Origin of the sequence: Burkholderia sp. 22PA0099, from assembly GCF_047497165.1 — a bacterium.
GTDB lineage: Bacteria > Pseudomonadota > Gammaproteobacteria > Burkholderiales > Burkholderiaceae > Burkholderia.
Map to the genome: position 1 here is coordinate 62,775 of NZ_CP163164.1, position 14,843 is coordinate 77,617.

Genomic DNA, 14,843 nt, shown 5'->3' on the forward strand with positions numbered 1-14,843 from the left:
ACGGTTCGTGGCCTGCGCCTCAGGCCGAAGCCGCGTACGTCTGCGTGATCTGCTTGCGCTCGACGAAATCCTCCAGCGACGCCACCCCGCCCAGCCGGCCCAGCCCGCTCGACTTGTAGCCGCCTTCCTCGAATTCCACGGCGATGTTGGCCCAGCCGTTGATCGAGATGAAGCCCGCCTCCAGCCGCCGCGAGACGCGCACCGGCCGATCGACGTCGCGGCTCCATACGCAGGCGCTCAAGCCGTACTCGCTGTCGTTCGCCAGCGCGATTGCTTCGTCCTCCGTATCGAATACCTGCAGCGTCTGCACCGGGCCGAACACTTCCTGTTGCGCGATGGCGATCGAGGCGTCGCTGATTTCCAGCAGCGCCGGACGATAGAAGTTGCCCTCGGCCAGCGGCGGCTCGGTCACGATCCCGCCGCGCACGATGGCCTTGGCGCCGGCCGCCAGCGCAGCCTCGACCATCGCGTCGATGCGCGCCAGCGAGGCGCGGTCGATCAACGGCCCCATGTCGCTCGCCGGGTCGGCGGCCGGCCCCGGCCGCACGGCGCGCAGCCGTGCCGCGAGGCCTTCGCGCACGCGCTCCGCGATGCCGCGCTGCACCAGGATGCGGCTGCCGCACATGCAGAACTGCCCGGCGAACACCGTGGACGATTTCTCCAGCACCGGCAGCAGCGCATCGAGATCGGCGTCGTCGAAAATCAGATGCGGGGTCTTGCCACCCAGCTCCAGGCCCACTCGCTTCAGCCGTTCGGCGGCGGCCACGCCGATGGCGCGGCCGGTACGCGTGCTGCCGGTGAAGCTGACCGTTTGCACCTCGGGCGCCTCCACCAGATGCCGCGCGCCGTCGGCGCCCGATTCGATGAACACGTTGACCGCGCCGCGCGGCAGCTCCGCCACCGAGCCGATGATCTCGCTCATCAACGCGGCCGTTTGCGCGGCCTGCATCGGCATCTTGACGACCGCCGTGCAGCCGGCCGCCAGCGCAGGCGCGAGCGAACGCACCGATAGATAAGCCGGCGAATTCCACGGCACGATCAGCCCCGCCACGCCGATCGGCTGGACGATGCTCATGCCCTGGAAACCCGGGTAAGGGTCCATCACGCGCCCGAAGTTCTGCAGCGCGAGGCCGGCCGCGAAGCGCAGCCCGCGCACGATCAGGCCCGCTTCGAAACCGGCCTCGTAGCGCAGCTTGCCGTTCTCGCGGCACAAGGTGTCGACGATGTCGTCGCGGCGCGCTTCATACGCGTCAGCCAGGCGCATCAGCGCCACCGCGCGACGCTGCGGGTCGGCCGTCCAGCTTGGGTCCCGGAACGCACGAGCGGCGGCGGCCACGGCGCGCGCCGCTTCCTCGGCGCCGCCATCGTGATAGATGCCGATCGGCCGGCCCGTGGCCGGGTTCACGCTCTCGCCGGTGCGGGCCGAACCCACCCATTCGCCGTCGATCCAATGGCGCGCCTCGATCGGCGCGCCGCCCTGTTGCTTGTCAATTTCCATTGCACTGCACTCCTCAGCTTCGGTGATTCCGTGAATCGGCAAATCGGTCCGGGGCATCTTACCCAGCAATCGCAATAGTTGCAATTGCAAATGTAAGGCGGTTATTGCATGCCCCGGCGCACCACGCTCAGAACCGCTGCCGCAAGCCGACGCGCACCACCACCTGCTTGTTGGTGGCCGATGGCGTGAAGCCGCCGATCGTCGCCACGGCCGGTTGATTGAGCGAATCTCGCCCGCTCGCGCGTTGCAGGATCGCAGCCAGATACACATCGGTGCGGCCCGAGAACGCGTAATCGGCAATCGCGTCGAGTTGCAGATATTTCGCGCCGCCGTCGCCGTCCACCGAGCTGCGGCGCGTGTAGTCGAACGCGATGCCGGTTTGCAGCGCGGGCGTGATCAGGGTGCGCACGCCGAGTTCGGCGCTCGTAAACACCGCATTGCCGGTATAGCCGAACGGGTTCGGCCCGGAAGCCGAGCCGAGCGAATCGAAGCGCGTGCGCGTCAGCACCCCACTCACGGTGGTCGTGCCGAACGTGTAGCTGCCGCCCAGCCCCATGATTTCGAGCGTATTGGCCGATGCATAGCCGGCGAAGGCCGGCATCGATTCGGGCGCGGTGGCGGAGCCGGCCGAGCCGATGTTGTTGGCGGAGGTCAGCCCCTTGTTCGGCGTATTGCCGTAGAACGACACGTTGGGATTGCGAGCGTTCAGGTAGCCCGCGCCGAACCCGAACGGGCCGTGCTCGTAGCTCGCACCGAGCGACCACACCTGGTTCTGGCCCGACGCGCCGGGCACGCCGCCGAAGCTGTAGAGCGCGCTCACGCGCAACCCGCCGAACACCGGCGTGACGTACTTCACGGCATTGTTGATGCGGTACAGCAGGCCGAGGTCGTCGACGTCGCCCACGTGCGACGACATCCATCCGGCCCACGCGGGCGCGGAAAAGCGCTGGATCGAATCGAGCAGCGTGTCGTACTGGCGCCCGAACGTCAGCGTGCCGAGGTGCGACGACGCCAGCCCGACGAAGGCCTGCCGGCCGAACTCCGCGCCGCCCTGGGTCAATGCGCCGTTGTTGATGGTGAAACCGTTCTCCAGCGTGAAGATCGTCTTCAGGCCGCCACCGAGATCCTCCACGCCGCGAAAGCCCCAGCGGCTACCCGACAGGCCGGCCGTCAGGCCGTCCGCGAACGCCACGCTGCTCGCGCCCGTCGGTCGGCCGCCCGGCTTCGCCGTCTGCACGTCGTTGGTATACGCCACGCCGGCGTCGATGATGCCGTACAGCGTCACGCTGCCTTGCGCCTGCGCGCAGACGGCAAAGAGCGCAGCGACGGCGCCCGCAATGCAATGCTTCATGACCAGTTGTCTCCGTCTTCATCTTAATAATTAGTTGTATTGAGTATTACGGTCTTGCCAGGGCGATGCGATGGGCGAGTATCGGTTCGATCACCTCCTTGCGGGCATGGTCAGGTCATGGCGGCGGCGTCAATCGAGCATCAATCCGCCTTGCGTTGCAGCACGAACGGGCGCGAGGTGCGCCAGCACGGCGCATCGGCGTCGAAGCCGTAGGCGGCCGCGTCCTCGGCGCGCTCGATCCGCTCGAACTCGCCGATCAGGCTTTCCTTCACGCCGAACACGGTGTCCTCTGCAAGCCACGGGCAATCGGGAGAGAAGATGTGCGTGATGACGGTTTCGAAGCCCGCCGCGCGGATCATGAAATGAATGTGCGCGGCGCGGTTCGGATGGCGGCCCAGCGTGGCGAGCAGCTTGCCCACCGGCCCGTCGTCGGGAATCGGGTAATCGCGCGGGCGCACGCTGCGGAACCAGAACGCGCCGTCCGGCCCGCTCTCGAACTTGCCGCGCAGGTTGCCGTCGGGCTGCACGCCCTGCTGCTGCACGTCGTAGTAGCCGTCGTCGTTGGTCTGCCAGACGTCGATCGTCGCGCCGGCCACCGGCTGCCCGTCGGTGTCGGTCACCGTGCCCGTCACGACCAGCGGCTCGCCCTTGCCGTCGAGGCAGATGTTCGCGCCGGCCGGCAGCACCGGCAGGCCATCCACGTAGAACGGCCCGAGGATGGTGTTCTCGGTGGCATTGCCGGGGCGGCGGTGGTTGATCGCATCGACCAGCATCGACACGCCCAGTACATCGGACAACAGAATGAATTCCTGGCGCCAGTCGGTGCACATCTGCCCCGTCTCGGTCAGGAAGCGGATCGCGGCGAACCACTCCTCGTGGGTCGGCTCGATCTCCTTCACGGCCGCATGCAGATGCCGCACGATCGCGGCCGCGATGCGGGCGGTGCGCGGCTCGACATCGGGGCCGATCCGGGCGTTGACGGCCTCGGCCGAATGTTCTTCGGAAAACAACGGGTAACGGCGGTCGGAACGTTGAGAGATATCGGTCATGATGCGGGTCCATCGTTGCGGGGAATCGCGAGCGGCTCGGCGCCGCGCCAGGCGCGATCGAGCAGCCCGTGCAGGCCGGCCGCGTCGAGCGGTTGCGGATTCCAATAGGGGTTCGCGAGCGTCAGTTCGACCGCGTGCGCAATGCCGGATTCGGGCATGCCGATCTCGGCCAGCGAACGCGGCGCGCCGATCGTCGCATTGAGCCGGTGCAGCGCGCGGCCGGCATCGTCCACGCCGAGCGCCGCCGCCAGCCGCGCGGTCACGTCGGGAATCGCCGGCGCGTTGTAGGCCAGCGCATGCGGCAATACCAGCGCGTGGGTTTGCGCATGCGGCAGGTCGAACGCACCGCCGAGCACGTGGCACAGCTTGTGGTGCAGCGCCATGCCGACCGAGCCCAGGCAGACGCCGGCCAGCCATGCGCCGTAGAGCGCATCGGCGCGCGCCGCGCGGTGGCCCGGCTCGGCCGCAATGACCGGCAGCGCCGTAAACAACGCGCGCACGCTGTCGAGCGCGAGCGCGGCGATGATCGGGTTGGTGTCGCGCGCATAGAGCGCCTCGATCGCGTGCGCGATCGCGTTCATGCCGCTCACGCCCGACATCGACGCCGGCAGGTCCAGCGTCAGATCCACGTCGTACAGCACGCACTCGGGCAGGATGCGCGGGCTGCGCTGGGTGGTCTTGATGCCGTCGCACGTCTCGCCGAGGATCGGCGTCATCTCCGAGCCGGCATAGGTGGTGGGCAACACGATCTGCGGCAGGTCGGTGCGCAGCGCGAGCGCCTTCGACAAGCCGGTGGTCGAACCGCCGCCCACCGACACGATGCCGTCGATGTCGTGCGCCTCGACGATCGCCATCGCGGCATCCGTCACGTCCACCGGCGTATGCATGCGCGCACCGTCGAAACGGGCCGCATAGCGCGTGCCGAGCCGCTCGGCCAGCTCGTCGGCCAGTTGCGCGTGCGGCGGCCCGTAAAGCAGCAGCGCGCGCGAGATGCCGAACCGGGCGGCGGCCTCGCCCACCAGGGCGCGCGTGCCGTGGCCGAAGCTCACGCTGCCCGGCAGGCTCTCGTAGACGAACGGCAGTCGCGCGTTCACGGCCACATAGTTCGGGGTACTCATCGCGCCAGCTTCAGCAGTTGCTCGGCGTTGGTGCGGCCGATCTTGACGCGGTCGTTCTCGCTGATCGAGGCCGCATCGAACCAATCGGCTGCGTGATCGATGTTCTCGAACGGCCAGTCGGCCGAGAACAGGATGCGGTCCGAACCGATTTCGAGCATTGCGTCGATCAGCGTCTGGGTGCGGAAATTGCCGGACGTGGTCAGCCAGAAATGCTTGCGGAAATATTCGGCGATCGGCTTCTCGGCCGGGTAGTTCGGCCGCGCCGACACCCAGGCGTTGCGATTGTCGATGCGCCACATGCTGTAGGGCAGGCCCTCGCCGAGGTGCCCGAGGATGATCTTCAGGCCCGGGTGCGCATCGAACAGGCCCGAGCCCATCAGGCGCAACGCATGCACGGCGGTTTCCTGACCGAACGCCCAGGTCGGCCCCATCAGCCACGGATGGCCGTCGTAGATCGGCGCGCGGCCCGGCAGCGGGTTGCGCGGGTGCAGGTAGAACGGCACGTCGAGCGCTTCGAGCGCGGCCCAGAACGGGCGATAGCGCGGCAGGTCGTAGTACAGCTCGCCGCCTTCGGCCGAGTCGGTGAAGCCGTTGACGAGCGCCCCCACGAAGCCCAACTCGCGCACGCAGCGCTCGGCCTCGCGAATCGCCAGCTCCGGCTCCTGCATCGGCAGCGCGGCAAACGCGCGGAAGCGGTCGGGGCGCTTGGCGACCTGCTCGGCCAGGAAATCGTTGGCGCGGCGCGCCAGCTCGTCGGCACGTTTCGAATCGCGAATCGCCTGCACGGCCGGCGCATTCAGCGACAGCACCATCATCTCGATGCCGCCACGGTCCATCTCGGCGATGCGGCGTTCGTGGATGTCGAGCAGCCGGTGGCGAAGTTCGACCCAATCGTCGTGCGGCACGAAGCCGGCCGAATCCTCGATCGTTTCGGCGATTGCGAAATGTTCCTCGAGCGCGATTTTTCCTACCTTGCTGAAAGCCATGCCATTCTCTCCAAGTTCAAGCAGCCGGTGTCGCCGCCGGGCCTCCGGCTCGGTGGCGACGCGATAAATCATCAGTACAACGAATTTCAAGCGTGATGCATCGAGATCCTGAACGCCACCCGGATCAGCGCCGCACGCGTGCCGTCACGAGCCGCACGACGAAGCCGCGACGCCCTCACGCGCGGCAGCCGGCGAGGCATCCGCCGCATCGTCGGGACGGAGCGCGCGGCGGCGGCGCGCCAGCGCCAGCGTCATCGCGCACGAGGCCAGCGCGATGACGGCCGAGGCGACGAACATGATGCGGTCCGAACCGCCGAGCACCGCCAGTTGCCCGGCCGCCATCGGGCCGAGGATCGAACCGGCGCGGCCGATGCCGAGCCCCCAGCCGATGCCGGTGGCGCGAATGTGGGTGGGATAAACCGAAGCCGTCAGCGCATTGATCGCGGGCTGGCCGCCGACGATGCACAGGCCGCTGACCGTCACCACGGCCAGCAGCGGCACGAGCGGCAGCCCGGGCAGGCCGATCGACACGATGGTCGCGGCCGCCACGACGAACGCCGGCACCAGCACGCGCGCATAGCCGGCGCGATCGATCAGCAGGCCCATGCCGATGGTGCCGAGCGTGCCGCCCACCTGCAGCAGCGTGCCCACCGCGATCGCGACGCCGCGCGTATGACCGAGGTCGACGATGATGGTCGGCAGCCAGTTCGACAGGAAGAACAGGTTCAGCAGGTTCGCGAAGTTGAGGCCCCAGAGCAGCAGCGTGATGCCGGCGCGGCCGCCTCGAAACAGTTCGGCCACGGGCGCGCCGGACGGCTTCGCTGCGCGCGTGCCGGGCAGGAAACCGCCGCTCGCAAGGCCGGGCGCTACCGCTGCACCGCCGACGATACGCGCCACCAGCCGCGCCACCTGTTCGGGCCGACGGCCGCGCAGCACCAGGAACTGCACCGATTCCGGCAACCACACCGCCATCAGCATGCCGATCGCGAGCGACACCGCCCCGCCCGCCAGGAACACGGCGCGCCACCCGGCCAGCGGAATCAGCCAGCCCGACACCAGGCCGCCGAGCACCGCGCCGGCCGTGAAGCCGCACGACACCAGCATCATGGTGGACGCGCGCCGCCGCGCCGGGCTGTACTCGCTGACCAGCGCCATCGCGTTGCCCATGATCGCGCCCACCCCTACCCCGGTCAGCGTGCGCATCGCCAGCAGTTGCGCAACGCTGTGCGTGTGCCCGGTGCCGAGCATGCACACGCCGGCGAACAACATGGACACCACCAGCACGGGACGCCGGCCGATCCGGTCGGCCAGCACGCTCAACGCCAGCGAGCCCAGCAACATGCCGACCAGGCTCGCCGAGAACACCGAGCCGAGCGCGCCGCGCTCGATGCCCCAGTCGCGCACCAGCTCGGGCGCGACGAAGCCCATCGATTGCACGTCGAAGCCGTCGATGATCATGGCCGCGCCGGCCAGCAGGAAGATGCCGAGCTGAAAGCGCCCGACCGGGCGCGCATCGATCAGGGCCGGGATGTCGATCACCGTCGCCGGCTGCGCGTGTTGCGGGGAAGAAGTGTTCATCGTGATCGTCCGACTCGTCTGGCGGTGATGCGCGAAGCTTGACGCAATGGCCGGCAGCTTGCCGCCGCCGGCCGACATTTATTTGCAAACGCAAACATGTGTCGAAGTATATATTTGCTTTTGCAAGTAAATATAGGCGTTTACGCGGAGGCGCCCAGGCTTCCGAGCGGAAGCATTCCGAAAGGACAACAGGGAGAGCGACGCGAAAGGCACGACGGCGGCAGCCGGCACGCCGTGATCACTCACGCGTGCCGGAAACCAGGAAGGCGGGGATGCCGGTTGGTGCGCACCGGCGAGCGCGCGTGGTCAGCGCAGCGCAGCGTCGAGCACGAGCGTGCCGCGGCCGGCGAAGCCCTTGATCAGGCCGCGCCGCGCGACCTCGCGAAACGCGGCGTAAATCGTGTTCGGGTGAAAGCCCAGCGAATCGGCGATCGCCTGCTGGCTCGGCAGGCGATCGCCGGGGCGAAACAGGCCGGCGCGAATCGCTTCCTCGATCTGGTCGGCAATCGCCAGCGCGACGTGGCCGCGAATCCGGGAAAAATCGGGGCGCCAATCTTGCGCGAGCCGCGGCCCGCGCGCACCGTTCGTGCGGCCGAGTGCGGGTTCGGAGCATCCTTGCATGCGTCCTCCACTGTGCGAGTGTCCGTTCATGCCGGCGGCAAAAACCGGAAGCGGCGCGAGATTTGCCGTGGCGCCCAGCGTGCTGCCATGACGGTATCAAACCGTCATCGGAATCCAGCGTCAAGCGTCTTTGCCGATCTGTCGCGCAATCGACTCGTCCGGCGCTGAACCGACGCGCACCGTGTTTTGCTTCACTGCACAATCGCGCCGGATTGATTGGCAGTCGAAACGATTGGCGCTCGCCCGCGCCTCGTGCCCCCGCAAGCTCGCCCCGGCTTCGTTTTAATTCCGCGCCAAGCCCTTCGATTTAAAGGGAAACGAGAATATCGATCCGTTTGGAATTGCCTGACCATTTACTTGCCATGCGGTCCGTATCATAGTTTCGCGAAACAAGTTTCACCAATAACGTGCAGCGCGTACCGACGGAGACATCGATGTTACGCACGCCAACACGGGGCCAACCGGGCGCTTGTCGCTCGTCATTCCCGCAGGATCGGACACCGCGCTCGAGGCGCAACGTGTCCGCCCTTTCGCCGACCCGGCATCCTTTTCCGCTTTTCAGCCGACGCACCGCTACCCGCGACGCGAACGGCGCCCGACTCATGCTTGCGTAATTCCAAGTGCGATCGCCGTCCGGCACCACCCGTGCCGCCGGCATCGCGCCCGGACATCGTCGATCGAACCGCCGCACCGACGGGTCATTCCAAGGCCCGCGCCCCGATCGACATCGAGACACCCGGAATCATCAACAAGGAGGGGGTATGCCCCGTATCACCAAGCCGCGCACCGCGCTGCTGTCCTGTTTCGTGCTCGCGATTCCGTTCTTCGCCGGTTGTGGCGGCGGCGATGGCGGTGATCCGCCGGCAGCGATCCAGGTCCCGCAATGCTCGGGCAGCAGTTGCCCGGCCAGTGGGTCGACCACGACCCCGACCGTCACCAACAAGCTCTGCCCCGATACGCTCGACTACACCACCGTCTATACCGGCGGCTCGGGCAGCGGCGAATACGTGAAGCTGCAATTCGATTCGACCAAGCTCACGTATCAGATGCGGTTCATCCTGTCGTCGGTGCCGACCAGCGCCGGCCAGGTCAACACCACGCGCGCCGGCCAGACCATCACCGGCACGTTCCACCGCGCCACCACGCTGCCGACGGCCGAACAGAACCGCTGCGCGTTCGTGCTCGACAACGGCGCGTCGGCCGATGGTTCGTACTCCGTGACGGTCAATCCGGCCGATCCGCCGATGCTGTTCGTCGGCAACGGCGTGGTGGGCGGCGGAATTCCGGGTGCCACCATCGAGTTCGACGGCGTGGCCCTGCTCGGCAACCTCGGCGCGGTGCCGTCGCGCACGTTCGATTTCTTCCCGTTCATCGGCTTCACCGACACCGAAACCGACTTCACCAAGGTCGCGGGCAACTACAACGAGCTCGGCATCCATCTGTCGCCGACCGGCACCTCGTATCAGACGGCCAAGCCGGAAGGCTGGCAGCCTGATGTGGTCAACTGGAACGAGACGCTGAACGGCGACGGCTCGTGCACCATCACGCCGGGCAGCGACTACTCGTGCCGCACCACCGGCACGCCGTGGGCGCTGCGCACCAACACCGACGGCTCGGCCGACAACGTGTTCGTCAGCAAGCCGACCTCGTCGGGCTCGCCGTATCCGAGCGCCGGCCAGGGCCAGCCGATCGTGCTGCTCGCACCGAGCCAGGCGCAGGGCATCATGATCGTCGGCAGGCTGCGCGGGGCGTTGATTCCGATCGTGATTCGCGTCGGGCAGGCGTTCGTGCCGACCGACCCGGCAGCCCTGCTGAACACGGTGGCCGATGCGGAAATCGGCATCTCCGCGCTGGCGCCGGCCACCGCCGTGGCCAAGAACTCGTTCACCGGCGGCTACATCGGCGCGACCAGCGCGTCGGCGTGCGGCGTGGTGGCGAACGCGGGCAACTCCGGCGCACCGGCGGTAGGCGACGCGAGCTTCAACGCGTCGGTGGCGCATCCGAACCTGCCGGGCATCTACAGCGGCACGTTCTTCGAGCCGACCGCCGGCAACTGCGTGGACAACACGGCCGTCTCGACGCTGGCCGCGAACTACACCTCCACGCTGTTCAGCGGCGCAACGGCCGGCTTCATCGATCCGCAAACCTCGGCCGGCACCAGCACGTTCTCGCTCGACTACACGCAGGCCACCCCGGGCCTGATCGGCGTGACGGCGCTGCAGGATTTCAACGCCAGCAACAGCAGCGGGCCGGTCGCGATCTTCCACAAGGGCGACACCGGCTGGGCGATCAAGATCGGCGAGGTGTACGCGATGGTGGTGAACAACAACCAGTACAACCCGTTCTTCACGGTGGGCGCGTTCGTGCAGTAAGGCAGTCGAACCCGCGCCAGGCAGACACGCGGCAAGACGGCAACGACCGGCGGCAGCATTCCTGCCGCCGGTCCGCCGAGTGAACAAATCAATAGGATACCTATTGATTCAATAGAACCTGAGAGACGCAGGGCCGTGCATCGCACGGACGGCTTACCAGCCAACCCGACCTGCGGGGGTGCGGTTTCTACCGGGCGAGCCTGAGGGGGCGCCCGGTTTTACGCGCAACGCGGTAGCCGGAGGGCCGCCCGCATTGCGCTTACCCACGGCGGTTCGCCGCCATTCGTCAATTGAGGCACGCATCATGACTATTCGAAAAGTGGCTTCCCTTGTCGTTGCACTCGCTGTTTCGTCGGCGCTCGCCGCGCCGGCTTTCGCCGTCACGGTGTCGCTGGCCAACGGCAACCCGATGAATCCCAACGGTGAACCGTTCTCGGCCACCGGCAGCACCACACTATCCAAAGGATCGATCAACACCAGTTGTACCGCCACCTTCAACGGCACCATCACCTCGACCGGCATCGTCAACATCACGTCGACGACGTTCGCGGGTGGCGGCCTCTGCTCGCTGATCACCGGCAGTGCGACCAGCATGAACCCGTGGACGGGCCAGGCCGACACGCCGACGCAATTGACGATCAACAATGCGCAGGTCAGCGCATCGCTGCTCGGCACCTGCGGCCCGAGCTCGGTGGTCACCGCCTGGAACAACACGGCGTCGTCGCTGACGTTCAACAACGCGGTGCTGACGCCGAACTGCACGGTGACCGGCACGGTCACCACCTCGCCGGCCTTCAAGGTGCAATAAGCGGCCGCGCCGAGGTTCGGCAGGCCGTAACGAAAACGGGGTGGCGTCGCGCCACCCCGTTTTTCATGGAAAAAACAACGGCGGGCCTGGATGGCCCGCCGCGATGCCGTCAACCGCTCAGCGCGACAGCGCCGCAGCCGGCGCCGCGGCCGGCTCGGTGGCGAGCGAGATCATCAGCGCGATCAGTTCGACGAATTCGTCCTCGGGCAGCAGGCCCGCCCATTCGTGATATTCATCCTCGGACATGTCGAAAAAACCCTGCCCGAGCGCGCGGGTCTTGGCGACCACCCGGTCGCGCGCCTCGGCGTCGTCGAGCGACGCCGGCAAATTGTCGCCCAACTGCTGGAAGCGATCCTGGATCCGCAGCTTCAGTTTGTACCCCGTAATACCTCTCATCGCCGGCCTCGATTATGGATTTTTGGCTCTGCCATCACGCGAGCAGGGCCGCAGGTGCATCGTGCGGACTCCTGCACGACGCGCCTGCGGCCCCACCGCCCCTCGGAATGACGCCCCATACCGGCCGGTATTCCGGCCACGCCGGGGCGACTCCCCAGTTAATCCACGGTGCTGCGATTGCGCAATCGGCCCGGCCAACTAGATTTGATCCAAGTCAATTGTTAGGTGAGCACAAAAAGGCGGGGTCAGACGGCCGCCGGCGCTGCAATCAGAAAACCTGAAGGCTCGAATAAAAATTACTCGCTTGGTTGCGGGCCGCGGTTCTGGGATAGTGGGCGCCATTCCATCCAGCCCGCACCGGAGACACCACGATGTTCGCCTTCCCGCCGCTCGACCGCGATTCTGCTCCCGCTCCCGCTGCTTCGCCGCAACCGGCCGCCCGCACCGCGCCCGCGTTCACGTCGTATCGGGCCGCGCTGCAAAATCCGACCTGCGCGCTGGCGTCCCACACCGGCGATCGTCCCGACATCGCGACCAGCGCGATCCTTGGGTACAACTAAGCAAGCCGGCGGGCCGCACCGGCCTGCTCACTCGGGATAGTTCGCATTCACCTCGAAGCGCGCCAGCTTCAGGATCGTTCGCAGCGTGCGCGGATGAATATCGCGGCAGGCAGCCAGCGACGTCAGGATGAAATCGAGCGCCCGGCCGTAGCGATAGAGCGTCAGCCAGCTTTCGGTGTCGCCCGGTTGCGCGTGCAACCGTTCTGCCACGCGCAGCATGTGGGTCGACAGCGCGCGCGCCATGTCGAGTTCGATCTGTTGCTTCTCGCTCCATTCGACCGGCTGCGGCTGGGCCAGCAGCTTCGTCAGGAAGGCCTGGAATTGGGCATCGGACTGGTTCGGCAGCGTATTCATGATTCGTTCCGTTCTGCGTTGGACGGGTCGCCGTGCGGCGCGCTCATGCCTGCTATCAGCAGAATTCGTACCAGCCTGCGGCGAGCGTACCCGCGCGCCGCGCGATATCCGGCAAGTCCAGTCAGGATAAGGCTCCGCGCGAGATGCCAACGTGCGCTCGGCCGCATAGGCGGCCACCGCGGCGGCCGCTTCGTTGCGTCGACGTAACGTGACACGCATGTAAAAGCCGGAACATCGCCGCCCACGCGCCACCGTGCGCGATTTCGCCCGCCGCCATTTTTTTTGCGTGGCCGCCTGCCCGGCCCGGCCGCTATACTCCGGCCCATGCGATTGCTCCGAACCCTGCTCGTCCTGCTGCTTTGCATCGCGCTGCCGCTCGACGCGCTGGCCGCGAGCGGGCTGGCGGGCGCGTGCCCGATGCACGACGGGCAGGCGATGCACGGCGCGATGCCGGCGATGACGGCCATGTCCGATTGCGACGGCATGGCCACGCCGCCCCCCGGCAAGCCGAAAGGCTGCGACCACGCCTGCCGGATGTCGGCGCAATGCCAGTTCGGCAGCCTCCATCACCCGGCCGTGCTCGCCGAAGTACGCCGCCCCGCCGCGCTGATCCTCCCGATACGCTTCCATTACGCCGCCTCGCTCGCCGTGCGCGATCCGAACGGCCTGTGGCGCCCGCCGCGCGCCGCCTGACTTTCCTCCTCCCCTGTTGAACCCCGACCGACCGCGCCGGCCCGCCGCCCGCGCGGGCGCGTCGTCGCCTGTCATGCGCATGCCGGCCATGCCGGCGCCGCAATTCCCATTGCTTGTTTCAGACGGAGCCTGACCATGAATACGCTGTTCGCCCGATCCGCCCTCCTGCTCGCCGCCGCAACCAGCCTGGCCGCCGCGCCGGCCTTCGCCGACGACATGGCCGGCATGAAGATGGCCGCCCCGGCCAAATCTCAGCCGCAAGCGCAGGCCGACGACGGCCTGACCGACGCCGTGGTGCGCAAGGTGGACCCCGCCACCGGCATGATCACGCTGAAGCACGGCACGCTCGCCAACATCGGCATGCCGGCGATGACGATGGCCTACAAGGCCGGCGACGCCGCGATGACGCAACACGTGCATGCCGGGGACAAGGTGCGCGTGCGCGTCGAGAACCTGAACGGCACGCCGACGATCGTCAAGCTCGACGATCCGTCCTGATCAGCGCCGCGCGCCGGCCGGCTCGAACGGCAGGCCGAGCGCGCGGAAGAACGCCGCGACCTGCGGCAGCCAGATCGCCACCCCGGCCGGGGTATCGAAGAAGTCGTGCGAACTCCGGCCGAACACGCCGATGTCGACAAAACGCGCAGCGGCGGCCGGCCCGCGCGCCTGCGCGAGGTAGGCGCCGAACATGCGCCGTGGCAGTGGTTGCGGCCACAACGAATCGTTATCGCCGTAGAACCAGAGCGACGGATAGCGCGCGGCGCGGCCATAGCTCGCGTAGGCCGCCACCAGCGTGTCGTCCCAACCCTGGCAGGCGGATTTGCGCACGCCACCCGAGAAATTGATCAGCCCGAGCACGCCCGGCATCGCCCGCGCACCGAACGCGATGGTCGCCAGGCCGCCGTCGGACTGGCCCGCGACCACGATCCGCGAGCGGTCGACAAAGGGCAGCGCGCCGAGCGCCGCGATCGCGCCGGCCACATCGGCCGCCTCGTCGATGCCGTGACGGCGGCTGTCGCAACCATCGCCGTGATAGAAGCCGCCCGAACCGGCAAACCCTTCCCGCATCGGAATCGCCACCGCATAGCCGCGCCGCACGAACACGGCCGCCACGCGCAAGTGCCGCGAGCGCGGCTGCCGGCTCGCATCGCCGGGGTCCTTGCCGTGATTGAGCACGACCAACGGGAACGGCCCCGCGCCGGGCGGTTTGAACAGGGTGGTTTGCAGTTGAACGATCGCGCCGTTGCTGCGCACCGGCAGCAACAGCACCTGCTCGCCGAGTTGCGTGGCGAGCGGCGGCGGGTTGAGCGCGAGGCCATCGGCGCGCGAGGCCGGCGCATGCAGGCAGGCGGCGACGCCGATCGCGAGCGCCGCCGCGCCAGACACCATCCTGTTCAGGCTGCGTAGGCCGCGCAGGCGTGACGGCCGCGCAAGGCGACCGAGAGAGTCCGTCGATTTC

The 14,843-nt window shown here is 67.7% G+C and carries 15 protein-coding genes; 5 read left to right on the forward strand and 10 right to left on the reverse strand.

Translation table 11 applies throughout. The features are described from left to right. Nucleotides 1–19 precede the first annotated feature (19 nt). From AB4851_RS00305 to AB4851_RS00335, 7 genes are all read right to left on the reverse strand, one after another. The gene (locus AB4851_RS00305) at nt 20–1,498 is read right to left on the reverse strand and encodes an aldehyde dehydrogenase family protein (protein ID WP_414447948.1); all 1,479 of its coding nucleotides are present in this window, start codon (nt 1,496–1,498) and stop codon (nt 20–22) included. A gap of 127 nt (nt 1,499–1,625) precedes the next feature. Then, nucleotides 1,626–2,849 (reverse strand): porin, encoded by a 1,224-nt coding sequence (locus tag AB4851_RS00310; RefSeq protein ID WP_414441549.1) that lies wholly within the window; start codon nt 2,847–2,849, stop codon nt 1,626–1,628. Between the two features lie 140 nt (nt 2,850–2,989). Further along, nucleotides 2,990–3,898 (reverse strand): intradiol ring-cleavage dioxygenase, encoded by a 909-nt coding sequence (locus AB4851_RS00315; protein ID WP_414447949.1) that lies wholly within the window; start codon nt 3,896–3,898, stop codon nt 2,990–2,992. After that, nucleotides 3,895–5,016, reverse strand: a complete 1,122-nt coding sequence (locus tag AB4851_RS00320; RefSeq protein ID WP_414447950.1) for a maleylacetate reductase — start codon at nt 5,014–5,016, stop codon at nt 3,895–3,897. The genes AB4851_RS00315 and AB4851_RS00320 overlap by 4 nt, the downstream gene beginning before the upstream one ends. After that, a complete protein-coding gene (locus AB4851_RS00325) occupies nt 5,013–6,002 on the reverse strand; it encodes an amidohydrolase family protein (RefSeq protein ID WP_414441546.1) in 990 nt (329 codons plus the stop codon). The genes AB4851_RS00320 and AB4851_RS00325 overlap by 4 nt, the downstream gene beginning before the upstream one ends. A gap of 144 nt (nt 6,003–6,146) precedes the next feature. Further along, the gene (locus tag AB4851_RS00330; protein WP_414447951.1) at nt 6,147–7,580 is read right to left on the reverse strand and encodes an MFS transporter; all 1,434 of its coding nucleotides are present in this window, start codon (nt 7,578–7,580) and stop codon (nt 6,147–6,149) included. A 306-nt stretch (nt 7,581–7,886) separates the two neighbouring features. Next, nucleotides 7,887–8,201, reverse strand: coding sequence for a GntR family transcriptional regulator (locus AB4851_RS00335; protein ID WP_414447952.1), 315 nt, complete (start codon nt 8,199–8,201; stop codon nt 7,887–7,889). 761 nt (nt 8,202–8,962) lie between these two features. On the opposite strand from AB4851_RS00335, the gene AB4851_RS00340 reads away from it, so the two are divergent. Together AB4851_RS00340 and AB4851_RS00345 are read left to right on the forward strand one after the other, a co-directional pair. Next, on the forward strand, nt 8,963–10,573 hold the full coding sequence (locus tag AB4851_RS00340) for a DUF2957 domain-containing protein (protein WP_414447953.1): 1,611 nt from the start codon (nt 8,963–8,965) through the stop codon (nt 10,571–10,573). 304 nt (nt 10,574–10,877) lie between these two features. Continuing rightward, nucleotides 10,878–11,381: a hypothetical protein gene (locus AB4851_RS00345; RefSeq protein WP_414441542.1), complete on the forward strand. Its 504-nt coding sequence runs from the start codon at nt 10,878–10,880 to the stop codon at nt 11,379–11,381. A 117-nt stretch (nt 11,382–11,498) separates the two neighbouring features. Here the strand turns inward: AB4851_RS00345 and AB4851_RS00350 are convergent, their stop codons facing one another. Further along, on the reverse strand, nt 11,499–11,777 hold the full coding sequence (locus tag AB4851_RS00350; protein ID WP_414447954.1) for a hypothetical protein: 279 nt from the start codon (nt 11,775–11,777) through the stop codon (nt 11,499–11,501). 371 nt (nt 11,778–12,148) lie between these two features. On the opposite strand from AB4851_RS00350, the gene AB4851_RS00355 reads away from it, so the two are divergent. Continuing rightward, nucleotides 12,149–12,337: a hypothetical protein gene (locus tag AB4851_RS00355; protein WP_414447955.1), complete on the forward strand. Its 189-nt coding sequence runs from the start codon at nt 12,149–12,151 to the stop codon at nt 12,335–12,337. 27 nt (nt 12,338–12,364) lie between these two features. On the opposite strand, the gene AB4851_RS00360 is transcribed toward AB4851_RS00355, so the two are convergent. Next, nucleotides 12,365–12,691: a DNA-binding protein gene (locus tag AB4851_RS00360; protein ID WP_414447956.1), complete on the reverse strand. Its 327-nt coding sequence runs from the start codon at nt 12,689–12,691 to the stop codon at nt 12,365–12,367. A gap of 324 nt (nt 12,692–13,015) precedes the next feature. On the opposite strand from AB4851_RS00360, the gene AB4851_RS00365 reads away from it, so the two are divergent. Together AB4851_RS00365 and AB4851_RS00370 are read left to right on the forward strand one after the other, a co-directional pair. Continuing rightward, nucleotides 13,016–13,384 carry a hypothetical protein gene (locus AB4851_RS00365; protein WP_414447957.1) on the forward strand — a complete coding sequence of 123 codons (369 nt, stop codon included), beginning with the start codon at nt 13,016–13,018 and terminating at the stop codon, nt 13,382–13,384. 135 nt (nt 13,385–13,519) lie between these two features. Further along, nucleotides 13,520–13,882, forward strand: a complete 363-nt coding sequence (locus AB4851_RS00370; protein ID WP_414447958.1) for a copper-binding protein — start codon at nt 13,520–13,522, stop codon at nt 13,880–13,882. Here AB4851_RS00370 and AB4851_RS00375 read toward each other — a convergent pair whose 3' ends face one another. Further along, nucleotides 13,883–14,773, reverse strand: a complete 891-nt coding sequence (locus tag AB4851_RS00375; RefSeq protein WP_414447959.1) for a dienelactone hydrolase family protein — start codon at nt 14,771–14,773, stop codon at nt 13,883–13,885. It abuts the gene before it with no gap. Nucleotides 14,774–14,843 lie beyond the last annotated feature (70 nt).